Here is a 25,017-nt window from a genome sequence, read left to right on the forward strand (position 1 = left end):
AGAATATTATTAATCTAATCAAGCATGTGAGCACTAATAATATCGTTATTAGCGGAATATTGTCTTTAAATTTCGAGAGCACGCGTTTAACAATTAAAATGTTCAGCCAAATGAAAATATATTACGTGATGTCACCACAGGGCATCCTCTATCACAGGGTTAGATACGGCCAAGGAATCCAACATTGCAAAGAAATCTTCATCCTCTTTCGTAGTACTAGACTTCATTTTCTCCAGAAATTCTGTAGCTGACTTGACCCTAGTTTCTGCTGGTGATATGAACTCTATCATCGGGGTTACTTCAAAAGGAGTAGCGACAGCCGGAGTTACCTTGTTTTTCACCATCGCCAAGTAACCCAAACGTTCAAATTCGGTCTCCAAGATTGCTTTAGCTGCATCAAATTCCAACTTCGGCACTAGAAAGCTATCATGTTTCGAAAGTGCTACTAGCCCCGCCGATTTCAACGCCGGATAGATGTTCTCCATCATTATCCAGGCTTCTACTCGCTGGAGGTACTGCGCCAAGTTGAACTTCTCCCCTGTCGTCATTACCGATTTCTTTACCGCCTGGAGCCATGCGGCCACCGGGGCGTAGTGTGTAACCAGCGTTTTCCAGGCAGGAAGGTTAATTTGCAGACCGCCGAAACACACCCGGAATAACTCCGTTTTCGCCACCGAGCGTGAAGCCTGAACATGGTTTGCAAAGTTCTGATAGATACTGCCAGCCTGACAGGCTTCCACAAATGCTCTGGATTGCCCCGTTAAGTCCAAGTGAGGAAATTCGATACCGGCGTTTCCCAGGACGTCACCATGAAGCATCACATGTGCTAGGCAGGCCAGTTGGGAGTTGCATACGTCTAGTTCTTCCAGGATTTCACCGTTAACGGTGATAAACTCCAGCAGGAAAGTCGGCGTTTCCGTCAGGGTATGATGTACCCGGCTATTGGTAATGGAGCGGGTAGCGTAGAATAGCTGTTTTTGCAAGCTAAGTAGTGCTTGGCCGTAGCGTTTCCGAACACTTTCCACCTTCCGCCGTTTGAACGCCTGCTGGGTATCGATGCAGTAATGTTCTCCTTGGCGATACAGCTTCTTTCCCTCTTGTTCTGGTTGCTTAAGAAAAATATCCAAGAGGTACTGAGCTTTGTATTTGTATTCCGTCGCGTGAGTACCAAACCTGACGGTAGTGAGCTGCTGATTTTGCTGGTATTCGTAGCTTCGCTGAGTTACTTCCCATTCTCTGAGGTCTAGGTACTCCAGGTAGTCTTGAAGCTCGTCCTGGGCCTTCTGAGCGTCAATTCTAAGGCTTTGTAAGTCTTGTAGTATCCAGGCTTCTTCCCGAGCATTGAGGTTCCGTGTTTTGAACCGTTTGGTTTCGTATTCGACCTCTTGAATGTCGCTGCTAATAAGCTCGGGGTTTACTCTATAGGCTTTAGCCTGGTGCTTGGCTGTGCTGTAGGTCGTACCGTTTTCGTTCTGGTAAATCTGGGTAATGTTTTCGGCTGTGAGAACTTTTAGAACCCGACCGTATTGTGGGTCTATCTTCTCCAGGTAGGTTGAGGCTATCTGTATGTAATCTTCGCAGGTCAGCTTGTGGCGATGTTGCAAGGCCAGGATGCGGCTGCAAATCTGTATCGCGGTTGCTCGTTTAACGCCTTTTAGCTGGAGCGAGTCCAGGGCTGTTGCTAATGGTTGGGGTAGAATCTCTGTCTGGAGAGATTTCTTGCCGATGGTGTTTTGGTACACTGTGGTTCATGTCGTACTTCGGTTAGGTGTTACCTGGGTCTCACGCCAAGTGGTCACATGCGTATCGGGTTGAGACGTAGAGGGAGCCATGAACCAAACTCCCTCTACCCCGACCAGCGTTTAGAGCCTGCTGGTCGGGCTTGCACTCGTAAATAGTGCCTAGACCAAAAATACCCTCACCTATAGCTACAGCGTAAGTAAATTATCTACGTTTTCGCTGGATTAAGCGCAGAAACTTCCGTTTGTCGAACAATAATAGAGGCTTAGACGGCACCCATTTGTCGAACAATAATAGAGGATTAGAGAAAGCCTCGTTTTGTCGAATAATAGTAGAGGTTTCTACATGCTGTCAGACACTGCTCCTATGCACCTATCAGAACGGAATACCAGAGCCGAAATAGAGATTTGAATATTCGTTTACTGCTTATCCAACGCTGAGTATTGCCTCTCAGAATAGCTTTTCAACTCAGGTCCGACATTTCGCCGTTCGGGCTTGTCACTGTTCAACGATTCTCAATTCTTAGTTAATACTATATTCTCTCTACTATCCATGTCCTATACTAAGTATAGTCATGTTCAGGGTAACCACCCGGTGTTGATACCTTATTGTTCGACAAATTCATAATAAATTGATAATCAATACTATATATACTATTGAAAATCATTGAATTTATGGGTAGCTACAACACAAAAAACCCCGAATTCATGTAGAAACCGGGGCTTGGTTATACAATTGTAAAAAAGCTATTCGCAAATACTCATAGGAAAAGTGCGGCCATTCGTATTTTGCATGGTGCCCTCGAAGCAAGCAGACCCATCTGCTTTATCCAAGGTACAGGCAGCGGATAAGTTGCCCTTGGTATATTCTCGAAGTTCTATGGAACCATCGTCGTTCACCTGACCCTGGAGCTTGTACGATACGCTAGGACGATTCGGATAGTAGTATGAGCCGGTAATAGCTCGGTTGCTACCAAAGGTGAGTTTATACACCGCCGAGAGTTTACCCACTTTGCCGCCGTATGTCTTCTGTACGTCGGTATCGGCATACTCAGGATGTTCAGCCTTGTTTGTAGCAATCGTATCACTTTCGTCATCCTGTACCACATCGGATGGAGTTGATTCTGCTACGCTGGCAGCGCCCGATGAACGTGGTTGCTCGTCCGGAAGAGTAATCTCCTCTTCTGCAATATGGACGTCCTCCATAAGCACAGGCGGCTTCCTGGAAGCAGCCCCGTCCAAATTCAGATGATTCTTGCACGGGTCCTTATCAGCCGCGAAATAGACCGGCTCAGCCATGCCAACTGACTTATATTCGTCAAGCTGCTTATCGAACGCTTCCCGTGAAGAAAAGTCACAAGGGCATATAATTGGACCTTCGGCGTTAGCAGTACCTATCTGCCAGCAACTTGAATTGCCGCCTCCCGAGCAAGATGCGAGTCCGAAAACCAGTAATGGGGTTGTGATGCGGAATAGATGTTTTGTCATTGAAAAGAGTAATGCTGTAAAGAGTCAAATATATGCGCGTACTTGATTATTCTGATTTTCGGAATACGGTAAAGACGTATGAATTTTTTAAGTCTCCCGAGTCATTTTGTCCGGAACCAATTGAGACTCTAACCTGGTAATTTTTACCTGCGTAGTATTCAACAACATTTGACTCACCATCCTCAGAAGTTTCAACATCTGACTTTATCTGCGTCATCCCGTATCGGGTTATTGTCGCCATAATTGCCTCGTACGTTTCCAACCTTCCAGTTTGATAGCCGACAGCATACAGACAATCCTCATCCTTCATTAGGGAGAGAAAAGCCACTGCCCTTTCGCTTAGGCTTGACGGTGCGTACACCCAGGTTATACCAGGAAATTCACATGAAGTTCCCTGGTCATCATCATGACCTTTAAACACCCAGCCACGAGGCAACAATGTTCGGTTGATTGCGCCAGGACCACCCTGCTGCATTGCAATCAGGTTGTCTAGTGTAAGGGTCTGCTGAGCGTAAGAATAGCATGTTGTCAGAGCGAACAGCAGACTTGTAATCGAAAGTACTCGTTTAAGCATATAGCCTGATAAAATGGAAGAATGGCCGTAAAGATAGATTGCTCCTCCTCTTACCCAGCTAGAAGCACTAGGCTATTATTTACTTTGTAGCCTTGTCAACATCAAAACCTACAACAACAATGGCAACTCCCGACCTAAACAAGCTTCAGCAGATTCTCCAAAATGCTGAGACCAACGATGCAGTCCTGACCCAGATTCGTAAACATGTAGAGAAAGTAACCCAGGCCCTGGACGAGCTGAACGCGATGTTGGAACCTGGGTACCGTCCGGAAAAGAAGGTTCGCGCTCCTAGAGCTGAAGGGGCCAAGCGCCCAGGACGCCCTCGTAAGAACCAGGAAAATTAGTAGCATGGTTATCTAATACATATAAGCCCCTAGCCGTACAATCAGTTAGGGGCTTCCTTTATTCTAAATCGCAATGAGCAGTAATGTAGAAGAGTCCTACACAGAGCATCTGGATACATCACAAGCAGTTCAACAGTCGCTTGTGACTGTTAACTTTGATACAGGGTTGGACTACGCAGAAATCACCCTAGATAGCTTTGTAACCGATGTTGTGTTGAAGGAAATTCCCATCGTAAAGAGTGTGGTGGGCGTAGTCAGAAGCGGCTTAAAGGTCAAAGAGATATTCTTTGCCAAGAAGATTTTAACCTTTCTAAAGGAATTTCATAGCAGCGAAATTTCAGAGGATAAGCTATATGAATTCCGAGAGAAGTTTAAGTATGACATAGCTTATCGGGAGCAGGTTATGGAGCAAATTATGGTGTTTAATGACAAGTTTATCCATGTAGAGAAGTCTAGAATATTCGCTAACCTTTTTGCCGCTTATGTCAACGGCAAGTATGGGTTAGATGACATGATTAGCCTATGTATGTGCGTAGAAATGCTGAATGTATTCAGTGTACATTTTCTCCATAAGATGGCTGCATACGAGCAGCCTTTCAACGGTCAGTACTACCGGGACGAAACCTCTGTTCCGTTGCTAGCAGCAGCGGGTATTGTAGAGGTTTGGGGTACACATTTATCAATTACCGCACATGGTTTCTATATCTACTACTATGGCATCTTAGGCAAGGTTAACGGTGACGTTCAGGCTGATTATCCACCACCTCCTCAGGCTTTAGCCTGAGTATCAACTTAACTATGGCTTTTATTCGAAACAGCGCATTTCACTACAACAAGATTTGGGTAGTAGAATCGCTTCCCAAACATGAGAAGCAAACAGGCACCATTCTTTTCAATGACCTAATTAAGCGCAAAACCGACCAGTCTAATATCCTTACTAGCGCCTTGGAGCCGGTTAACCGCAAGAGAAACTTGGTCCGGTTCCTTAAGCGAGTCGAAGACTACGTTGAGCAAAAAGCCCAACTTCCCTATCTCCATTTTGAAGTTCATGGGTCACGGACTGGCTTAGAGCTTGCATCTGGTGAAACCATGAGCTGGGAAGAGCTAGCAGGATATTTACGAAATATCAACATTGCCACCAGAAATAACCTTGTGGTATCGTTAGCTAGTTGCTATGGCGGCTACATGTTCACGGAGATTTCACCAATAGTGGAGGCCCCGTTCTGCGGCATTATTGGCCCTTTATCCAAGGTAGGTATGGGAGAAATAGAGGAAGGCTTCTACAATTTTTTTGAAAATATGCTCACAGGAGACGGATTAGAGAATGCTATTCAGGCATTAAATGAGGTTAATCCGAGTAACCCTAAGTTTCAGTTTGTCCCTGCGGAAGCTGTCTTTGAGAGTGTAAGCCTGGATTTGCAGAAGATGTATCAAGACCCAGTATTTCGAAAAAACAAGGTGTATGAGCTTACCGACAGGGCATTGAAGAATAGGACAATCAGGAACAGCAGGAGTATTTGGAGTATACAGGCTGCTATCGAAGATTTCATTCAACATGACAGGCCATTGGTTATGGCCCAGTTGCGGGAACATTTCCTCATGAAGGACTTACCTGCACTTGATTTCTCTAATACCAAGAAGTTGAAACAGAAGCTTGAGTAGTAAATAGCCATAGCCCTTAATAAAGACACCCTGACCTCTGTTGAGAAGCCAGGGTTAACAATGGGCATTGGCCCCTTTAGGCTATTTGGTTATATAATCTTCTGGATTAGCCTTGTTTCTATTCGCTCTCAATTCCCTAGCAAGTTCAGCTCCCGTTTTTGGTTTCTCCGGGATATTAACTTCGAAACGTGAAGCCAGTGCTTTTGCTTGCTCCATCATGTCGTTGGTAACACCTATCTCGTATGGTGCAGCCCCCTCTACTTTGATACTTGCTACCAATTCGTAGCTCACCCACTCCCCCTTTTGCCAGCTAAAGTGAAGCACTTCGATTTTACCGACGTTTAGGGCTAAGCTTGGGAACACAACTTCCAAGCCACCCTCAACATGTTATCTAGTTCCCGAAAGCTGCTATCACGCTCCTCTATGGTCACAAAAGAAACGTTAATCCTTGAGCCATCCAGTAGAGTTATAGTGAGAATAGCCACCGTATCATCTCCATATAAGAGCTGCCACTGGGGGAACTCTGTAGTGTAGCCGAAACCCTCCTTGGGTGCATCACTTGTAGCAACCTGCGCGATTTGTGACAGGTTAAGTAGATTTCCGCTAGGGAGCTTAATAAATCGTGCCATAGTATGGTGTTGGAGTGAAGTACCAAGTTACCTAGGCCCAGAACCGAAGCAATCAACATGCCCCCCGAAGTTTTCAACATTCATTGCCGAGCATGAAAAAACCCTGACTTCAGGGAGAAGCCGGGGTTTGTGGTTCTTTGTAAGCCTTCAGTATCTTTATAAGAGTCTCCAATTTGGGCCAATCACCCCACTCATAGCCCACACTTAGTAAGTAGGCTACAACTTCCGAAGAGACTTCAGTATTGGTAATCCCTTGCTCTGTTACATACACAAGCTGCTTAGTCACGGTACCCAGTATTAGGTGTTTCACCCCCAGTTCCCTTAGCTCTACCAGTTTACGTGTAGCTTTCGTGACTTCCGCTAAAAGCATTATTATATCAACTTCCTCTGTATCTGACATGCGTTATTTCTTCTTGCCTTTACCCTTCTTATGCTTAGGTCCCGGCCCAACTACGATTAGCTTCATCATATCCATAGCGAATGTAGCCTCTGCGATACCGCTCGTATCATCCAGCGCCGCGAGGCTGAGTATGAATGTGTAAGCCGTGTCTTCTAGGCTTACAATCTCCACTTGGTAGGCCAAGGTGTAGAAAACAGCCGTATCGTAATCCAACAGCACTACGGCTTCCTTGTCCGCGTTTAGAAGCGCAAACTGGTTCTTAGCCACATCGCTGTAGATATAAACAGTGTCGTTAGGCCGCTCAGACTTTAACCGCTCCAACAGCGAGGCAAATTCCTCTCTTGTGATTGGTTTAGTTGGCTCCATTGTCTTCTGATTTGGCTGGGTATCGGGATTGGTGCAAGGTAGCAATGCTGGGAAATTCTTTCTTCAGACATGTCCACACATAGGCCGCAATTGGCCCCGTAGCCTTTGTTTTGTCTCCATTCACCATGCTCAAGACTGCGCGAACTTTGTCGTACTTGATGTCATTATCGCCTACGATTTCGCGCATAATCGACACTTGCCACTTCGCTAGACCCCACTTAGTTTCTAGCACCTGCCAGAGCTTCGAGAAGTTGTCCGTTAGTGCCAATACAGCCTCACTACGCGACTCAGCAGTCGGTCGAACCACAGGAGCCACCTCTACATTCTTCGAGGCTTCAGGGATGCTAAAATGCACCGCTGTGACCTTCTTGCCAGTCTTGCGAGGTGTCATTACAACATTGTAGCCTATCTTTTTAAAGCCAGCTTCCACATTCTTTAACACAAACCGGTTGAAATCCGCCCATTTGGGGTACGGGCTATCACCTTCAAAGAGGTAGGCTTGCAGCTCGTCTAGGCTGTATTGCTTCTCCCCCTCCGATTCCCAGCTTTTGATTAGCCAGTACAAACGTTGCGCGTGATGGTTATTCAGGCCCAGAACCTTCATCGTTTCCGCACTCGTGAACTGCCCCGTACCACCTGCTTTTTTGGTAAGCTGGAGTAGGTAGGGTTTAATTTCTGGTGCGAACGTGCCGGTCACGTAGCCCGTGCCCTCATCAATTCCCATCGACGTTATTAGGCGCGTCCTGTACTCTGCTTGCTTGCCTTTTGTATCGACCCTGCGCAACAGCAAGTCTTTATCGTAGAGTGCCCGCAGAGCTGCCCTGATGAGGTCGTAGCTCTTGGCACCCCACGATGGTACGATGTCCGTCAGCTTAATCTTAATAGCTGGCAATTCCTCCTGAGACTGATGTACGCAACGCAGCGCCAGAAAGAAGATTCTGGCCTCCAACTCCCCCATTCGCATGTTGGTGCGGACTAAGTGGTTGTGCTGGAAAAGAATTGGGTTGCCAGGTGTTAGTTCAGCTTTCATAAGCGCATGTCGGACAAGTACGATGTAAAGATAAAGCTTTTACGTAAACTATGATAATTGTGTTTTATTTTATCATGTTTTACTGTACTCTTATCACAGTGACTGTACTTTTATCACTGCTGGACTGTACTGTTATCATAGCTCACTGTACTCTTATCACTGTCCGACTGTACTTTTATCATACTACCACTGTACTTTTATCACTTTTACACCACATTATCTACTAACAATCAGATAGTTACAACGCCTCGAAAAGAGAAGAATAGAAAACTCTCAGAAAACCGAAAAGGGTTTCGTCTTTTTTGGTTTGAAAATCTTGGAGCTGGTTAGGCTCCTACCCTCCTCTTCAACCCTGGAACCGACGCTGGGTACGCAACTCATGCAGGTACATTATTCAAGTTATTTTCGGGCTCGCCCCGATTTTCATTTTCGCTGTATGTAGTGGCGACCGTATTTTTGGTCAGGTTACTCCTCGTTCTTGTGTTACCTCTTGTGTTATTTTAGCTTAGCCGTGTAAATCAGGTAAGGCCCGCCTCTCCAGGCGGGCTTTTTCTTTTTCTCGGAGTTACTATTCCGACGAACATTACTACTCCACGATAAATAATCAGGCGCGAGATATACACGCAAACTATTTTCTAGGAAAGCTAAAATTAACTTATCCAGCAGGTTTTGCGACCGTATTTTTGGTCAGCAGCGAACATGACTGTCCGCCAGCTAAACCAAGTAGTCCGGCCTGGGGCCATTGAAAATATTTTTGAAATCGAGCAGGCAACTCCTGCTTTTTTTCCAGGCAGCACTATTTAATACAGATAGTAAAAACAAATGATATGGTAAGACAAACACCAGAGAACAAACCAGATGACAAACTGGAAATCGAGACATACATAAACGGTCATCGGGTAATGAGCAAAGACGAAATCGTAGAACATTACGAAATCAGTACTTACTCTTATCAGCGGTTTATGGAAATAAACCAGCCCAGATTCTTCCAGCTTAAAAATAAGTACCTCTATCTGAAGGCAAGTTTGGATAGAATGCTCAAACCACGAGCAGCAAAATAACCCCTTCTGCGCTCTAATACGAACGTGAACGCAGACAACGAGTACGAATATGAGTAACCTAACAACAGAAACCACGCTAACCTTAGCGAATGGCACCACTGCTGAGAGCAGCAAAATAAAGAACTACTTCGCCAGCGTTTTCCAGGCTGAGCAAACAGGCGAACAATTCGTGGTAAACCTGGACCATGTGTGGCGTATCGGCTACACAGCAAAGAGTAGTGCAGTTAGAGCACTACGCAAGAATTTCATAGAAGGAGTTGATTATCAGTCGTTCCACCAACTTGTTGAACGAGGAATTGGCGGTACAACAGAGGAGGTATTTGAGTTAACTGTCTCCTGCTTGGAATACTTCGTAGTACGTAGCAACCGCGACGTTTTCGAGGTGTACCGCCAGTGCCGCCAGCAGGTACAGGCGCAAACAGCACTGCCAGGCAACTATAAGCAAGCCTTGCTGGCGCTGGTGGCAGCAGAAGAGGAGAAAGAGCAACTACAGCTCCAGGTAGAGCAAAAACAACTCCTGCTAACTGCCAGTGCAGAAAAAGTAGAAGTACTGGAAACGACAATTCAGGAGGCTCAGCCAAAACTGGACAAGTATAATCTATTCATCGCTGCGAACGAACACGTGGACTTCGAGACGCTAGCGAAGAACATTGCAAATCCAAAATTTGGCAAGAATAAGATGCTGAAGTTCCTGCGTGACGAACAGATACTGATGAAAGACAAAGGCAGCAAGCAGAACTATCCTTACTCCAACTATATCGAATACTTCAAGGTGACTCCACACACTGTCGAGGATAGAAATGGTATTCCACGTACTTCGTACGAGGTATTGGTAAACACAAAAGGTCAGGAATTTATCGTTAACCGCGCCAAACTGCGATGCATACTGTAATAATTCCCAAATAGCCAGCAGGTAACAATTCCTGCTGGTGGGAATATCTTAATACACTAACTCATTAAAAATGAGTTTGATATGAATAATAAAGGGGAAACGCTGCTGGAGCAGTCGCAAGGCAATACGAATAAATTGATAGAAATAAACGCCGAATTGTTAAAAATCGCACTCGCATTGGTCAATAATAACGAGCGAATATAAATGTTCTAATAATCAGCGCACATATCTTACAAAGAATGCTGCAGTAATGCATTCGAAGATAACAAATAATTTACTACTACATTACTTGCAAACGAAGATTTACACACAGATAACAAATAAAAAGCGGCTGCGCCCCAAGTTGTTAGTTTCATCGAAGACAACACTAGGCATTGACAAACGCAAAAGAAGCACAATACCTTCGTAGTGTCGATTTATTAATCAACATTGTTTCATTTGTACCGCTCTAAAATACCACCACCAAAAAACACGAAAATGGAAAACATGATAACCAACCAACTCTTGAACAACAAGGAGTTTCTGAATCTCCTTCTCTCAAGACTTAAAAGATTAAAGGTGGTTCGACTAGGTTATATCCGTGGTTCACTTGTATTCGCCAGCTTAAATAGGGTTACCCAGAAAAATAGAATTTTTGAGTTGATAAACGATGCTCAATTCATGATGATTGCTAAAATCTGGAATATCGAGCCAGAACAGCTTTTCCACGACATCGAGCTTCAAGGCGGCAACGGCGAATGCTTAGCACTTAATGTGCGAAAAGAGGATTTACTACGCCTCAAGGCTTTATCCTTAGATGCTGCCTAGCATGGATAGGATATTTGCTCACATTCCCCCAGTACTACAGCAGAGCATACATCTAGTCCATCACGCAGAAAGCAACTTGGCCGAGCTGCTGGAAATATTCTATCAGCAAGCAGGAAGCTTCCAGGCAGTCACATTCGTATGCGACCATTTCAATGAGTTTTGCATCTACATGTCCAGTTCAGGTTGCATCGTCGTCAACCTACTGGACTAGTTCCTTAAACTCTGTGTGCAGCAGCCTTCAATTCGCTTACTATCTGTGCTAAACCTCACCCGTTAGGATGGTTACTCCTCAGGCAGGTACTTTTTAGCATGTTTTCTGACTAGATACCCGAAAGCGTACGGTACAGTTTCGTCTCGTGTTTTGTGAAAATCTGAGCGATGTCTGAACCCTAACTTATGAGACCATTCATGTGCTAGATGCCCAACCCGCTCATCTATGTCCTTACCTCTGAAGTACCATGAATATGTATAGATAGTATAGCCTCCTGAAAAACCATACCCTAAAGTAGCATGGTCTCCGTCCGGCCTATGGGGTCTTCTCTTAATATCCCAGTAAATGTTCGCTGTATTATCAACTTTGGGTTCGTAGCCCTCCTTGGTATAACTCTCCACGGCGGCGTAAATTTTCTCGGCTACCTCTGCTGTTGTTAGTTTTTTGTTCGGGTCGTCATCAACATCATAAACGAACTTTTGCTGGAGTAACTCTTTCTGAAAGTCCTTATCATTCATGACACTTTCAAAGGCCTTAACTATCAATTCCATTCGTTTCTTCCTATCTACTGGGTTATTCATAGGATGAATTTGGCTGTTGTTATACTGGCCTTCATCCATATTGCTTTCTACTTTGAATACAGGAAAGGCTGGCTCCTCGCGAACGAAGGAGGACAACAGCATGGCTAGCATTAGCATTAGGAAGCGCATGTCATCAGGTTTTAACGATTAGGATATATTCCACAACGCACTGTGAAACAGGCACTCAAGCGCCAGTCTCAGTTAATAATATAATTAATTTTTGCTATAATTCAATTGCTCTTTCTCTGCATCCGGAAAATCTAGATACCTAGATGCTTTCTTACCATCTTTTCAACGAATGGAGAAGAGTTATCTATCTCTTTAGCTGCTTTCTCCATTTTCGGTTTGAGCTGACGTAACGAAGAATCAAGCACTGCTAACGTGATTCGATTGTTGAGGTAACCGCTTATAAGTTGGACGTACTCCATAGAAATATTTAGTATAGTCCTATTAAACGCTTCGAGGCCGTCTTTGTCCTTTTGGGGCAGCAGGAAACCTAGAGTAACGTACGATTTCATCAGTTCTTCCTGAACAGCCAGCAAGCCGTTCAACAACCGCTTCAGCTCCTCGGGGTCATTATTGATAACGACGGTAAGAACATTCACTCTGGCGAAGAGTACGCCCACAGCTTGTGAGTAACTTTTGATTTCGCCGTTCCGGATAGAGACTAAGCCACCGTAGCGCAGTTCATCGCGTTTGCTTTTCCTATCAAGAAGAATTTTCAGTAGCGCCAGAGGGATACCAGATAAAGCAATTATCTGTGCCCAATATTTGATAACGTAGTCGAATATCTCTTTAGTAGACATCCTACAAAGATGGATGTTGGTCTTAGTACAAGCAACTTTCTAAGTATCTACTCTGTACCACTTAGTAAAAAGTCTGTACCCACTTTCAGGGTAGAGTGGTACAGAGTTACTCGAAATAGTGGTACAGACTTGTACCCACTAATGGCCTTATTAACTACAAAAGCAGCATTTCTAACTCGTTTAAGCAATATAAAAAAAGGGCGACTAGTAGCCGCCCCCTTTTCCACAACCAAAACACCTAAAAAACTATTCTTTCGATTCTGGATAATCAAATATCGGGCCAGACTTTTCTGTTCCGAATCCGCTACCCTACCGATGAACAGTATTCATAGTGTCTACACGAAATAGAGTCGAGGCAAAGGAATAAAGGTTGCACCGGCTTGAAAAAATTTCTTAACCTGTTATTCGTCAGCTCTCTACCTTTCAGAGGCAGCGCGCCACTTGCGTCTACTCGCCTGCCTCCACGGTAAAGCACTCACGAAGCCGTATTTTGCGCAGTTTTTGCCCGGAAAGCCGGCTTCATTCTTTTTTCCTCTACCCCCTACCGTATGGAAGCACCTAACCCCGAATTCATGCGCGAAGCAATTCGCCTGTCAATCGAAAAAATGCAGGCTGGCTATGGCGGCCCGTTTGGGGCTGTAGTTGTAAAGGACGGACAGATTATTGCCCGCGGCTTCAACCAAGTAACCAGCACCCACGATCCAACCTGTCACGCCGAAGTTGATGCTATTCGCAAAGCCTGCGCCGCGCTAGGCACGTTTCAACTTGATGGGTGTGACTTATACACCAGTTGCGAGCCTTGTCCCATGTGCCTAGGCGCTATTTATTGGGCCCGGCCGCGCCGTGTGTATTACGGCAACACCAAGCAGGATGCCGCAGCTATTGGCTTCGATGATCAGTTTATTTACGAAGAACTGGAAAAACCATTGAGGGCGCGCCATATCCCAATGGTGGAACTTCTTCGTGACGAAGCAGCGGCAGGCTTCCGGGCCTGGGAGCAGCAGGAAGCCCGAACCGACTATTAAACTTTATTTAGGTATATTATTCCAGCTTTCTCTTTTGGAGATTCACCCGTCCTATTATTGGAATAGGACGGGTTTTTATTTTTTGGCTTTTTACTGGCCATTTCAAGCCATGAAATTGGATGAAACTATTTTCATACACAAAGTATTAAACCAGCACAATGCCATACAGGGCCCTATAATTTTATAACAAAAACAATATTACATTTTGAAAAAAGAACTTTTACTTCTTCTTTCTCTTTGGTTCGCTGTCTTTTCTGTTAAGGGCCAAACGGGCAGTTGGAATCCGGCGGGCGCCACGTTCTCTTATCCTCGCACTTTACTTACAGCCGCCGCTCTCCCATCGGGGCGCGACTTTCTAGCTCAACCGGCCAACTTGGGCCTTTATAGCGGCGTCTATACTAGTATTTTGGCAGGCCCAGCCAGCGAAAATACCTCAAGTGATGGGCGGCGGGCACGGGCCACGTTTGCCAAAAACGCTGCCTTTGTGCTAGTAATGGACCGCAAGCCGGCCGGCGCCTCCCTGAGTAGCCTGTCGCCGCAGGAACGTAGTACTTACCAGCAGCAAGTGGTACAAGTGCTGGAAAGCCTTAATCCGGCGGTGGAGGCATTTACTAGCTTTTCGGGCGCCACCTACACCGAATGGCAATGGCGTTCTAAAGAGGTAATTGACTACATGATTGCCTACGATTTGCTACGGGGTGCGGGAGTGCCAGAAATTGCGCTAGCCGCTAGTAAAACCCGGCTCCAGCAGTTCGCCGGCAATCTGTACCGCGAGTCGAACCGTCCGTTTCTGGGCGTGTATTTCTATCGCCAGGTCAAGAATAACCACACTCTGATGACAGCCGCCGCCCTGGGCATGGCGGCCGTGGTGCTCAACGATGTTACCAGTACCGACCTCAATCAGCAGCCGGTTAACTGGATCAACGCCGGGCTGTACCACATCGATAATGTGCTTTGGGAAGACGCTCAGCGGCAGTCGGACCCGACTGCGGTGGCCGGTTACGCCGAAGGCCCATACTACTTTAAGTATGCGTTTCTCAACTGCCTGCCGTTTTTTCGGGCCTTGGGCAACTTTGCGCCGGACGCTAGCTTTTCCTGCTCCTACAACGGCACTACCCGCAGCATTCGTAACCCTTTCTATGACCCGCGCTACGACCGGCTCTACGACTGGATAACGGCCATTATGATGCCCGACGGCCGTTTTCCGGCCCTCGAAGATTCGTACGTAGACATGGGTATGCCGGAGCTGGCCCTTACGGGCAAAAGCCAGTACGTGGTGCCGCTACACGTGCAGCGCTTAGCGCCGGGCCAGTTGAACTCGCTTACGGCTCAGCTGCGCGATGTAACCGTTGACATGCGGGCCGCTTACCTTGCCGCCCAGCTAACGCCTACCCCCCGGTCTCGCCCAAAGCTTACCCACTTGGCCCACAGCGGCAACCTTATCCTGCAATCCGGTCCTGATTCAACCGCTACCTACCTGCACCTTTACGGTAAGGGCGGAGCGGCACAAACCAACTCGGGTGGCCATAACCAAGCCGATGCCACCAGCTTTATTCTGCACGCCTACGGGCAACTGCTGGCCCTGGATGCCGGTTACCTCAGCTACAACCGCCGGGGCGAGGTAGGGCAAGCGGCTAACCATAATATGGTGCTGGTTGACGGAGCTGGGCCGGCAATTGGTAACGCAGGAGCTGCGAACGAAGCGGCGGCTTCCTTACCTCGCGCCTTCGAGGCAGCCGGGCTGGCCTTTGGCGAAGCCCGCACTACCTACCAGAATGCTACCGTTACTCGCAAGGCGCTGTTCGTGCGGGGCCGCTACTACCTGCTGGCCGACTTCGTGCAATCTGCGGGGCCCCGGCGCTACACCTGGCAGCTGCACGGCTACGGCTTGGCTGGGGGTACTTCTCAAACGGGACTGTTTCACGGGGCCCTGCTCCAGCACGAAGGAACCTGGGAGAAAAACGGAGCCCGATTGACCACGCACGTAGCCACTCCCGGCGCGGGTGCCACCTACAGCACAACCACCAGTGCGCACGAGCTGACCTATAACACCACTGAAAACCACACCACCCTCCGGGTAGAACAAGCCGGGGCCGCCCAGACACAGTTTCTGGCCGCGCTCTACCCCTCGGAACTGGCCGCTACCCCTGCCCAGATAACCACCACCAGCACGGCTACTACCGCTGCCCTGGCCGCCACCGCCGATGGCTACCAGGATGCTGCATTCACCCAAACGGATACCGTACTGACTTCCAGCCCCAGCCTGCGGCGCGGGCTCAGCTCCGATGCTCTGCTGACTTTTTTATCGGTAAATGACGTGGATGTGCCCGTGCAGGCCTTTCTGGACCAGGGCACGCAGCTTCGCTACGGCACGGAGCTGGTGCTGGCGTCGTCGCGCCGGGCCACTATCAGCTGGCAGCGGGTGGGCGCCACGGGGTTTGCCGGCTACGTGAGCCGGGCTACTACGCTCACCCTGCCCGTGTCCTCGGCCGCCGTCACGGTGACGGGTCCGGGCGTGGCCCACACCACCTTCGATGCGGCTACCGGCCAGCTGCGCATTGAGCTGACCCAGGCGTCGGCGTTTGAGGTGCAGGTAGCTAACCGGCCGCTGCCGGTGGTGCTGACGGATTTTTCCGCCCAGCGTGCTACCCCTTCTTCCGTAGCCCTTGCCTGGCACACTGCTACGGAGCTGCAGAACCGCGGCTTTTCAGTGCAGCGTAGCCTCGACGGCGGCCGCACCTTCCAAGATATCGGGTTTGTGTCGGGCCGGGGCACCAGCGCCCAGGCTACTACCTACCACTTCACCGATGCTGCTGCCGCTACCGGCCAAAGCTACTACCGCCTGCAGCAGCAGGACTTAGATGGCTCGGTGCAGTACTCCGCTGTGGTGCAGGTAGCCGCCGCAGCTACGGCCGTCATGCTAACGGCCGCCCCCGTGCCGGCCCGCGACTTTCTGACGGTTTCCTACCCCGATCCACAGCAGCGCATCGACTTGCAGGTGCTGGACCGCAACGGGCGGGTAGTGTTGCGGGAACAGTTTCAGCAGCAAACCCAGCTCAATGTGCAGAATTTAGTGCCGGGTCTGTATTATCTCCGGGCCCTGAATTCAACCGGCCAGATGGTAGCCACCCCGGTCAAAGTGTTGATTGAAAGGTAGGGTTGACGTTTATACTACGCCAAAGCCAAAAAAGCCCGAACGCTCTAGCGTTCGGGCTTTTTTGGCTTTTAAAGGCTACGTAGCTTTTAGTCGCTTAGCGCAGGGGACCTTTCATGCCCATCATGCGGGCCATTTGCTGCATACCACCTTTGGTCTGGCTCATCTTGTTCATGGTGCGCATCACTTTGCGCATGTCCTCGAACTGCTTCATCAGGTTGTTTACCTGCTGGATGTCGGTGCCGGACCCTTTGGCCAGGCGGCGGCGGCGCGAGCCGTTTAGCAGCTCGGGCTGGGCCCGCTCCTGCGGGGTCATGCTCTTGATGATGGCCTCAATCGGCTTGAAGGCATCATCGTCGATTTCCACGTCCTTCAGGGCCTTGCCCATGCCGGGAATCATGCCTACCAGATCCTTCAGGTTGCCCATCTTCTTGATCTGCTCCAGCTGGGAGAGGAAGTCGTCGAAGTTGAACTGGTTTTTGCGGATCTTCTGGTTGATGCGCTTGGCCTCTTCCTCGTCGAACTGTTGCTGGGCGCGCTCTACCAGCGAAATCACGTCGCCCATGCCCAGAATACGCTGGGCCATCCGGTCGGGGTAGAACAGATCGAGGGCTTCCATCTTCTCACCCGTCGAGATGAACTTGATGGGCTTCTCCACCACGGCCCGGATGGAGAGGGCCGCACCACCGCGCGAGTCACCGTCGAGCTTGGTGAGTACTACCCCGTCAAAGTTCAGGCGGTCGTTGAAGGTCTTGGCCGTGTTTACGGCGTCCTGACCCGTCATGGAGTCCACCACGAACAGCGTTTCCGAAGGATTGATGGCGCGCTTTACGGCCTCAATCTCTTTCATCATCTGCTCGTCCACGGCCAAGCGGCCGGCGGTGTCAATGATGACTACCTTCTTGTTGTTCTTGCGGGCAAAATCAATGGCGTTCTGCGAAATCTCCACCGGGTTTTTGTTTTCCGGCTCCGAGTACACTTCCACGCCAATCTGCTCGCCCAGCACTTTCAGCTGGTCGATAGCGGCGGGGCGGTACACGTCGCAAGCCACCAGCAGCACGTTGCGGCCTTGCTTCTTGATGTAGCTGGCCAGCTTACCGGCAAACGTGGTCTTGCCCGAGCCCTGCAGGCCCGAGAGCAGCACCACGGCCGGCTCGCCTTTGATAACGATGTCCTGCTTTTCGCCGCCCATGAGCTGGGTCAGCTCATCGTAGACGATTTTGGTCATCAGCTGGCCCGGCGACACGCTGATGAGCACGTCGCGGCCCATGGCCTCGTCCTTGATTTTGTCGGTTACCTCTTTGGCCACCTTGTAGTTCACGTCGGCGTCCACGAGGGCCCGACGGATTTCCTTTACGGTGGCGGCAACGTTGATTTCGGTGATACTACCCTGGCCCTTAAGGGTTTTAAAGGCGCGGTCTAGTTTGGTACTAAGGTTATCGAACATGGAGTCGCAGATTTGCGCAGATTTTCCTGATTTGGCTGAAGTATACTCGTGCTGCGTAAGCGCGGCACCGGAATGCCGGGAGGCGTCGGTGGTTCAGCCTCCAAAAGTAACCAGAAAACCCCGAAAGGCCGCAGGTGCTTACCTTCGCGGTTTCCTTGCTACCCTCTCTTTGTGCCCGTGTCTGCTGCTCGCCCGCTTCGCCTGCTTGTTCTAACGTACTACTGGCCGCCTTCCGGCGGGGCTGGCGTGCAGCGCAGCCTGAAGTTTGTGAAGCACCTGCCCCAGTTCGGGGTTGAGCCGACGGTCATTACCGTAGACCCCAGCCAGGGAGCCTACCCCGTGCTCGACCACTCGCTCGCTGCCGACGTGCCGCCGCAGGTGCGCGTGATTCGCACGAGCACCTTCGAGCCCTTCGACAGTTATAAACGCCTGACCGGCAAGCAAGTTCCCTACGGCGGCTTCGTGGGCGAAAGCAAAACCAGCCTCGCGCAGCGCCTGTTCAAGTTCGTGCGCGGCAACCTGTTCATTCCCGATGCCCGCCGCGGCTGGAACCGCTACGCCCTCCGGGCCGTGGCCGATTTACTAGCGGCCGGCGAGGAGTTCGACGCCGTGCTGACTTCTTCCCCACCCCACTCTACCCAACTGATAGGCCTGGAGCTAAAACGCCGCTTCGGCCTGCGCTGGCTGGCCGACATGCGCGACCCCTGGACCGATATTTACTACTATAAAGAACTGAACCACACCCCCCTGGCCCGTTGGCTCGATGCCCGTTACGAGCGCCAGGTGCTGGAGCAGGCCGACGCCGTACTGGTGACCAGCCCCCACACCAAACGGCTATTCCTGGGCAAATCAGAGCAAATTGCGGCCGACAAAATTCAGGTAGTCCCCAACGGCTACGATGAAGATGATTTCCGGGCAGTAAGCACGCCGCCCCCGGATGCATTGCTCATCACTCACACCGGCACCATCTCCGAAACCTACCACATTGAGCAGTTGCTGGCCGCCTGCGCCGAGTGCGCCCGCCGCCACCCTGAGGTGCCATTGCGCCTGCGCTTCGTGGGGAAAGTATCCGACGGAGTACGGCAGCAGGTAGTGGCGGCGGGGCTTGGTGAACAGACGGAGTTTATTCCCTTCGTGCCGCACGACGAGTCGGTGGGCTACCTGCTGCGGAGCACGGTGCTGCTAATGGCCATTCCCGACGTGGCCAACAACCTGGGTATTCTACCGGGCAAGGTGTTCGAGTACTTGGCCGCCGACAAGCCCATCCTATGCGTGGGCCCTGCCGGCTCCGACGCCGACCTGCTGCTGCGCGAGTGCGGCGCGGGCCAGGCCCTACCCTACGCCGACTATGAAACCATGCTGGCGCACCTGGAAGCCCTGGCCGCGCAGTGGCGCACCAACCCTAACCTTGATCTGTCCACCGGCCGCGCCACCGCCTACTCCCGCCGCGCCCTTACCGAGCGGCTGGCGAAGTTGGTGAGGGTAGGTGAAGAGGTGACAAGTGACAAGTAAATGGTCGGAAGTGAAGGGTGGTAGGTGAATCGTCTGTCATGCAGAGGCGCAGCCGAAGCATCTCGCGTGCTGACGTTGCAGTACTATTTACTCTACCTCTCTCTAAGGAGGGGGAGTCGGGGGGTGAGGTTGCCCACGCGAGATTCCTCGACAAGCTCGGAATGACGTTCTGTTTGTAACCTGTTACTTGTCACCTTATCACACTTCAACTCATCACTTTACTTAAACAAGCCGCGCAGCTTGCCGGGCACCAGGCTGGCGGCGCGGGCTTTCAGGTCGGTCCAAGTGGAATGGTCGAGATGGTGGCCGTGCCACTGGCCGATGGCGGCGGCTAGGCGCTGGGCCAGGGTGCGGTAGTGCTGGCGGTGGTAGTGGCGGAGGTTGTTGGTCACGTCGGCGGGCGTCTGCACGAAGTCGCGAACATCTACTACCTGGCAGTTTTCGGCGGAAGCTGCAAAATCCATCAGAGCCTGGTTCATTAGGTGGTGCCTCTCTTTGGCGCCAGTTTCGCCCGAGCCGGGCACCTCTATTTCGGCTCCGTTCAGCAGGAAAATGGGCACCTGAACCGGCACCTGAGCCCGCAGCCACCGCAGGTTTTTCGTGAACTGCTCGGGCGAAATCTGCCCGACGAACTCAAACTCCTGCTGAAATCGGCGCAAGAAGGCTTCATCCATACCCTGAAAACGGCGCTGGGCGTACTTGGCTGCCTGCGTGGCGGGGTCCACGGCTGTGAGGTTCTGGTAGCCACCGAACGGAATTTCTAAGCCAGAGGATTTTTCGCGGTACAACTCCTGGGTGTAATCCATGAGGGGGCTGTACACCAGCACGTCGTAATTGCCGCTCCAAAGCTGCGTTTCGAAGGCTTCGCGGCCGAGGAAGGGTAGCGTGGCAGCTAGGCGCTGCTGCTCCTGGGCAGGCCACTCGCGCCCGGCGCGCAACAAGGCCGTATGCTCCAGGTGGACCGGAATCTGATGCTCGTTGTTGTAGTTGAATTCTTCGACCACCGCCAAGTCGAATGCCTGCAGGAAAGGTGTGAGTTGGCCCAGGTCGCAGCCGCCTTTCAGCAGCACACGCAGCCGTTCCCCGGCCGGGGCAGAGGCTGCCGCAACCGGGTTTTCGGTTTCGATGGTAATCCAGTCGGGTTTGTCTGTGTTGTTGAGGGTAGTGGCTACCTCGCCCTGTACCTCCAACGTCGGAAAACCAAGGTGGGCGTAGGTGAACTGCTCTACGCCCAAGTGCAGAATCCGGCAGGAAAACACCAGCTGTTCCAGCTGATTACTAGTTGTGTTCAGGCAGTAAATTCCTACCAGTCCATAGTCCCCGAACCGGTCGCGCACCCGCACGGTGCCCCAGCGGCGGGTAGCATCCGCGAAGCTGACCTGCAGTTCGTCTTTGGTAACGCGGCGCTTAGTAAAATTGAGTTGGTTAGAGCGGTTGATCAGTTCCTCGATGCGGTCCAGATCGGGCCCTACCCCTGCTCCTTCGCGGAACTCGATGCGCACCTGGGCGTCGCGCAGAAAGGCCAGGTTATCATCGTAGGCGGCGCGGGCCTGTTGCTGGCGCTCCAGCAATTTGTACTGCTCCAGGCGCGAAAATGTGGGGTCCGGCTTGCCGCTGGCGCGCAGCTGCGGAGCCAGCTTGGGCAGCTCGGCGGGGTCGGCTACCTGCAGCTCGGGGTTGTAGTATTGCGCTTCCGCCCGGTTCATGGAGTTATCATCCAGAAACAGGGCGTTGGGGGCCCGCAGCTGCATCTGCTCCAGCAGCTGCTTGATAATGGGGCCCTTGGGTTGCCAGCTGATTTGCGGGAACACGAACAGGTCGCGGATGCCCAGCTCCAGCAGCTTGGCTTCAGCCAGCGCGAAATCGTTCTTGCTGACAATGGTGTGCACGATGCCGCGGGCCGCCGTGTCGCGCACCAGCTGCAGATTATCCTCCAGCGCCTCTACTGCTCCTTCTGAGAGCGTGCCCTTCCAGAATGTATCGTCCAGGTCCCAGATGATGACTTTGATGGGTTGGGTGGGGGTAGCGGCGGCCATAGGAAAAGTAAAAAAGAGGCTGTCATCCTGCGTCTGCGCGAAGGGCTGCTCAGGGGAGGAATGGCTACTACCCCATCAAAGCGAGGGAAGTCCCTGGCGCAAGTGCAGGATGACAGCGGGGACTTGGTAACGCTAGCAAAAGTACGTAAGCTCCCGGCGGAATGCCTACTTTTGCTTCCCTTACCCCGGCGGCACCCTAGCCACGGGCTTGTTTTCCCATCATGGCCCTCGACCTCAATCATAAATCCATTCTGGTAACCGGCGGCACCGGTTCGTTCGGCAAGCAGTTCGTGCAGACCGTGTTCGAGAAATATCCCCAGGTAAGGCGCCTGGTGGTGTACTCGCGCGACGAGCTGAAGCAATTCGAGATGTCGCAGATTTTTCCCCACTCCAAGTACCCCGCCATTCGCTATTTCATTGGCGACGTGCGCGATGCCGAGCGCATGAAACGGGCCTGTGAGGGGATTGATATTATTGTGCACGCCGCCGCCCTCAAGCAGGTGCCGGCCGCCGAGTACAACCCGATGGAGTGCATCAAAACCAACATTTTTGGGGCTGAAAACGTGATTAACGCGGCCCTGGACTGCGGTGTGAAGGATGTGGTAGCCCTGAGCACCGACAAAGCCGCCGCGCCCATCAACCTTTACGGGGCCACCAAGCTCTGCTCCGACAAGCTGTTCGTGGCGGCCAACAACATGAAGGGCTCCCGCGACCTGCGTTTTTCGGTGGTGCGCTACGGCAACGTAATCGGCTCGCGTGGCTCGGTGGTGCCGTTTTTCCTGCAGCGCCGCCACACCGGCGTGCTGCCCATCACCCACCCCGACATGACCCGCTTCAACATTTCCCTGGAAGAAGGCGTGGACCTGGTGCTGTATGCCTTGGAGCACAGCTGGGGCGGGGAGATTTTCGTGCCCAAGATTCCGAGCTACAAGATTACGGAGGTAGCCAAAGCCATCGGCCCCGACTGCCGCCAGGAAATTGTGGGCATCCGGCCGGGCGAGAAGCTGCACGAGGAAATGATTACCGAAACCGACGCCCTGAGCACCGTGGAGCTGGATAAGTACTACGTGATTTTGCCCTTCACCCCCCGTTGGGATGTTGACGACTTCATCAAGCACTTCGGTGGCCGCCGCGTAGAACCCGGCTTCCACTACGATTCCAGCAACAACACCGAGTGGCTCGACGCTGCCCAGATCCGCGAGGAAATTCGCCTGCATGTGGACGCAGGATTTGAGGCGTAAAAGCACGCTAATCCGAACCAAAAGGCCGTTTTCCGAGGAAAGCGGCCTTTTTTGCTTTCCAAGTTGTTTCAGCAGCGGTTACCTTTGAGGTACCTATGCCAGCCTCTCCCTTCTCCCCTACTCGCCCCATTGCCTACGGCCGCCAGCAAATCACGCCTGAAGATGTGCAGGCCGTGACGGAAACCCTGTATTCTGACTACCTCACCCAAGGCCCCAAAGTGGCGGAGTTTGAGCAGAAGTTCGCGGCTTACGTGGGGGCAAACTATGCGGTGGCGGTAGCCAATGGCACGGCGGCGCTGCACCTGTGCGCTATGGCGCTGGGCGTGCAGCCGGGCCAGCGCGTCATTACTACCCCCATCACCTTCTCGGCCTCGGCCAACTGCGTGCGCTACTGCGGCGGCGAGGTGCACTTCGCCGATATCGACCCCGCTACCGCCCTCATTGACCTGAAGGCCGTGCGGCGCCTGCTGGAAAGCCACCCACAAGGCTACTTCCACGGCCTGATTCCGGTGGATTTCGCGGGTCTGCCGGTGAACTTGGAGGAGGCCCGTCAGCTGGCCGATGAGTTTGGCCTCTGGCTGATTGAGGACGCCTGCCACGCGCCCGGCGGTTCTTTTACCGACAGCCAGGGCCGGGAGCAGCGCTGCGGCAACGGGCAGTTTGCGGAGCTGGCTATTTTCAGCTTCCACCCCGTCAAGCACATTGCCACCGGCGAGGGCGGCATGATTACCACCAACCGGCAAGACCTCTACGAGCACCTGCTGCGCCTGCGCACCCACGGCATCACGAAAGAGCCCACGCAGCTGCAACGCCCCTCCGACGGAGGCTGGTACATGGAAATGCAGGAGCTGGGCTACAACTACCGTATGCCCGACATGCTCTGCGCCCTCGGCATCAGCCAGCTCACCCGCGCCGAAGAGGGCCTACAGCGCCGCCGCGAACTGGCCGCCCGCTATGATGCTGCTTTCGCCGATATGCCTGGCGTGCAACCCCTCACGCCTGCGGCGGGCCACGCCTACCACCTCTACGTCATTCAGGTTGCTGACCGCAAAGGGCTCTATGATTTCCTGCGCACCAAGGAAATATTTGCCCAGGTGCACTACATCCCGGTGCACACCATGCCGTACTACCAGCAGCTAGGCTGGCAACCCGGCGACTTCCCGCGGGCCGAAAACTATTACGCTCATTGCCTTAGCATTCCACTGTTTCCGAGCCTTACGGATGGGGAACAGCTGTACGTACTTGACTGCATCCGGGAATTCATGCAAGCCTAACTCCGTGACCAACATCGGCATTATTTCTCAGGCCCGTATGACCAGCACCCGCCTGCCCGGCAAGGTGCTGCACCACGCCGCCGGCCGGCCTCTGCTGGACTACCACGTAGCGCGCCTGCGCTGGAGCAACCTGCCGCTGTATCTGGCCATTACCACTAACACGCCCGATGATGTGCTGGCCACCTACGCCGCGGCCCACCACCTGCCCTGCACCCGTGGGTCGGAAGAAGATGTACTGGCCCGGTTTCAGCAGTGCGCCCAGCAGCACAACCTCGATGTGATTGTGCGGGTTACCTCTGACTGCCCCCTGCTGGACGGAAGCCTGATTGCGGGGGCCGTAGCGGACTATGTAGCCGCCGCCAACCCCCGCCTTTATCTGTCTAACGTGCTAGAGCGAACCTTTCCCCGCGGCTTCGATTTTGAGGTATTTTCGCGGGAGTTACTGGAAGAAGCTCACGCGCATGCTACCCTGCCTGCCGACCGGGAGCACGTAACGCCCTACATCCACCAGAACCGCTCCGGCCGCGTGGACTTCCGGCATGTGCGCCGCACGGTGGACCGCAGCAGCTACCGCCTTACCGTGGACACGCCCGATGATTTCACCCTGATTCGGACCTTGATTGAAGAGTACCGGGCGGCTGACTTAGCAGCGGATGAGCTAATTGCGGTCCTGGACGCGCATCCTGCCCTCGTGGCTCTGAACGCCCACGTAGAGCAGAAAAAGGTTTGATTCTCTTC

At 51.9% G+C, this 25,017-nt stretch carries 21 protein-coding genes; 11 read left to right on the top strand and 10 right to left on the bottom strand.

Annotation, left to right across the window (positions count from 1 at the left end):
• Positions 1-131: 131 nt before the first annotated feature.
• The 3 genes from K3G63_RS06720 to K3G63_RS06730 all read right to left on the bottom strand — a co-directional run bounded on the left by K3G63_RS06720 (position 132) and on the right by K3G63_RS06730 (position 3,801).
• Positions 132-1,742, bottom strand: coding sequence for a hypothetical protein (locus K3G63_RS06720; protein WP_220613286.1), 1,611 nt, complete (start codon positions 1,740-1,742; stop codon positions 132-134).
• Between the two features lie 744 nt (positions 1,743-2,486).
• On the bottom strand, positions 2,487-3,227 hold the full coding sequence (locus K3G63_RS06725; RefSeq protein ID WP_220613287.1) for a hypothetical protein: 741 nt from the start codon (positions 3,225-3,227) through the stop codon (positions 2,487-2,489).
• Between the two features lie 46 nt (positions 3,228-3,273).
• On the bottom strand, positions 3,274-3,801 hold the full coding sequence (locus tag K3G63_RS06730; protein WP_220613288.1) for a hypothetical protein: 528 nt from the start codon (positions 3,799-3,801) through the stop codon (positions 3,274-3,276).
• 119 nt (positions 3,802-3,920) lie between these two features.
• On the opposite strand from K3G63_RS06730, the gene K3G63_RS06735 reads away from it, so the two are divergent.
• From K3G63_RS06735 to K3G63_RS06745, 3 genes are all read left to right on the top strand, one after another.
• Positions 3,921-4,145: a hypothetical protein gene (locus tag K3G63_RS06735; protein WP_220613289.1), complete on the top strand. Its 225-nt coding sequence runs from the start codon at positions 3,921-3,923 to the stop codon at positions 4,143-4,145.
• A 73-nt stretch (positions 4,146-4,218) separates the two neighbouring features.
• On the top strand, positions 4,219-4,929 hold the full coding sequence (locus tag K3G63_RS06740; protein WP_220613290.1) for a hypothetical protein: 711 nt from the start codon (positions 4,219-4,221) through the stop codon (positions 4,927-4,929).
• A gap of 14 nt (positions 4,930-4,943) precedes the next feature.
• On the top strand, positions 4,944-5,807 hold the full coding sequence (locus K3G63_RS06745; RefSeq protein ID WP_220613291.1) for a hypothetical protein: 864 nt from the start codon (positions 4,944-4,946) through the stop codon (positions 5,805-5,807).
• Between the two features lie 81 nt (positions 5,808-5,888).
• Here K3G63_RS06745 and K3G63_RS06750 read toward each other — a convergent pair whose 3' ends face one another.
• The 3 genes from K3G63_RS06750 to K3G63_RS06760 all read right to left on the bottom strand — a co-directional run bounded on the left by K3G63_RS06750 (position 5,889) and on the right by K3G63_RS06760 (position 8,232).
• Positions 5,889-6,179 carry a hypothetical protein gene (locus K3G63_RS06750; RefSeq protein ID WP_220613292.1) on the bottom strand — a complete coding sequence of 97 codons (291 nt, stop codon included), beginning with the start codon at positions 6,177-6,179 and terminating at the stop codon, positions 5,889-5,891.
• Positions 6,180-6,839: 660 nt separating this feature from the next.
• Positions 6,840-7,202, bottom strand: coding sequence for a hypothetical protein (locus K3G63_RS06755; RefSeq protein WP_220613293.1), 363 nt, complete (start codon positions 7,200-7,202; stop codon positions 6,840-6,842).
• Complete coding sequence (locus K3G63_RS06760; protein ID WP_220613294.1) at positions 7,189-8,232, bottom strand: replication initiation protein; 1,044 nt, start codon at positions 8,230-8,232, stop codon at positions 7,189-7,191. Before K3G63_RS06760 ends, K3G63_RS06755 begins: the two co-directional genes overlap by 14 nt.
• 1,110 nt (positions 8,233-9,342) lie before the next feature.
• On the opposite strand from K3G63_RS06760, the gene K3G63_RS06765 reads away from it, so the two are divergent.
• Positions 9,343-10,185 carry a phage antirepressor KilAC domain-containing protein gene (locus tag K3G63_RS06765; protein WP_220613295.1) on the top strand — a complete coding sequence of 281 codons (843 nt, stop codon included), beginning with the start codon at positions 9,343-9,345 and terminating at the stop codon, positions 10,183-10,185.
• Between the two features lie 477 nt (positions 10,186-10,662).
• Entirely contained in the window at positions 10,663-10,992 is a 330-nt protein-coding gene (locus K3G63_RS06770) for a hypothetical protein (protein ID WP_220613296.1), read from the top strand.
• A 282-nt stretch (positions 10,993-11,274) separates the two neighbouring features.
• On the opposite strand, the gene K3G63_RS06775 is transcribed toward K3G63_RS06770, so the two are convergent.
• Together K3G63_RS06775 and K3G63_RS06780 are read right to left on the bottom strand one after the other, a co-directional pair.
• Positions 11,275-11,886: a hypothetical protein gene (locus tag K3G63_RS06775; RefSeq protein ID WP_220613297.1), complete on the bottom strand. Its 612-nt coding sequence runs from the start codon at positions 11,884-11,886 to the stop codon at positions 11,275-11,277.
• Between the two features lie 158 nt (positions 11,887-12,044).
• On the bottom strand, positions 12,045-12,590 hold the full coding sequence (locus tag K3G63_RS06780; RefSeq protein WP_220613298.1) for a hypothetical protein: 546 nt from the start codon (positions 12,588-12,590) through the stop codon (positions 12,045-12,047).
• Positions 12,591-13,138: 548 nt separating this feature from the next.
• Here K3G63_RS06780 and K3G63_RS06785 point away from each other — a divergent pair.
• Positions 13,139-13,615 carry a nucleoside deaminase gene (locus tag K3G63_RS06785; protein ID WP_220613299.1) on the top strand — a complete coding sequence of 159 codons (477 nt, stop codon included), beginning with the start codon at positions 13,139-13,141 and terminating at the stop codon, positions 13,613-13,615.
• Between the two features lie 493 nt (positions 13,616-14,108).
• The gene (locus K3G63_RS06790; RefSeq protein WP_220613300.1) at positions 14,109-16,772 is read left to right on the top strand and encodes a heparinase II/III family protein; all 2,664 of its coding nucleotides are present in this window, start codon (positions 14,109-14,111) and stop codon (positions 16,770-16,772) included.
• A gap of 94 nt (positions 16,773-16,866) precedes the next feature.
• Here the strand turns inward: K3G63_RS06790 and ffh are convergent, their stop codons facing one another.
• On the bottom strand, positions 16,867-18,216 hold the full coding sequence (gene ffh / locus K3G63_RS06795) for a signal recognition particle protein (protein ID WP_220613301.1): 1,350 nt from the start codon (positions 18,214-18,216) through the stop codon (positions 16,867-16,869).
• Positions 18,217-18,393: 177 nt separating this feature from the next.
• On the opposite strand from ffh, the gene K3G63_RS06800 reads away from it, so the two are divergent.
• A complete protein-coding gene (locus K3G63_RS06800) occupies positions 18,394-19,728 on the top strand; it encodes a glycosyltransferase family 4 protein (protein WP_310794566.1) in 1,335 nt (444 codons plus the stop codon).
• A gap of 218 nt (positions 19,729-19,946) precedes the next feature.
• Here the strand turns inward: K3G63_RS06800 and K3G63_RS06805 are convergent, their stop codons facing one another.
• On the bottom strand, positions 19,947-21,764 hold the full coding sequence (locus K3G63_RS06805) for a hypothetical protein (protein ID WP_220613302.1): 1,818 nt from the start codon (positions 21,762-21,764) through the stop codon (positions 19,947-19,949).
• A 221-nt stretch (positions 21,765-21,985) separates the two neighbouring features.
• On the opposite strand from K3G63_RS06805, the gene pseB reads away from it, so the two are divergent.
• From pseB to K3G63_RS06820, 3 genes are all read left to right on the top strand, one after another.
• Positions 21,986-23,005 (top strand): UDP-N-acetylglucosamine 4,6-dehydratase (inverting), encoded by a 1,020-nt coding sequence (gene pseB / locus K3G63_RS06810; RefSeq protein WP_220613303.1) that lies wholly within the window; start codon positions 21,986-21,988, stop codon positions 23,003-23,005.
• A gap of 95 nt (positions 23,006-23,100) precedes the next feature.
• Positions 23,101-24,279, top strand: a complete 1,179-nt coding sequence (gene pseC / locus K3G63_RS06815; protein ID WP_220613304.1) for a UDP-4-amino-4,6-dideoxy-N-acetyl-beta-L-altrosamine transaminase — start codon at positions 23,101-23,103, stop codon at positions 24,277-24,279.
• Between the two features lie 4 nt (positions 24,280-24,283).
• Entirely contained in the window at positions 24,284-25,009 is a 726-nt protein-coding gene (locus K3G63_RS06820) for a cytidylyltransferase domain-containing protein (RefSeq protein WP_220613305.1), read from the top strand.
• Positions 25,010-25,017: the final 8 nt, after the last annotated feature.

Source organism: Hymenobacter sp. HSC-4F20 (assembly GCF_019599275.1).
GTDB lineage: Bacteria > Bacteroidota > Bacteroidia > Cytophagales > Hymenobacteraceae > Hymenobacter.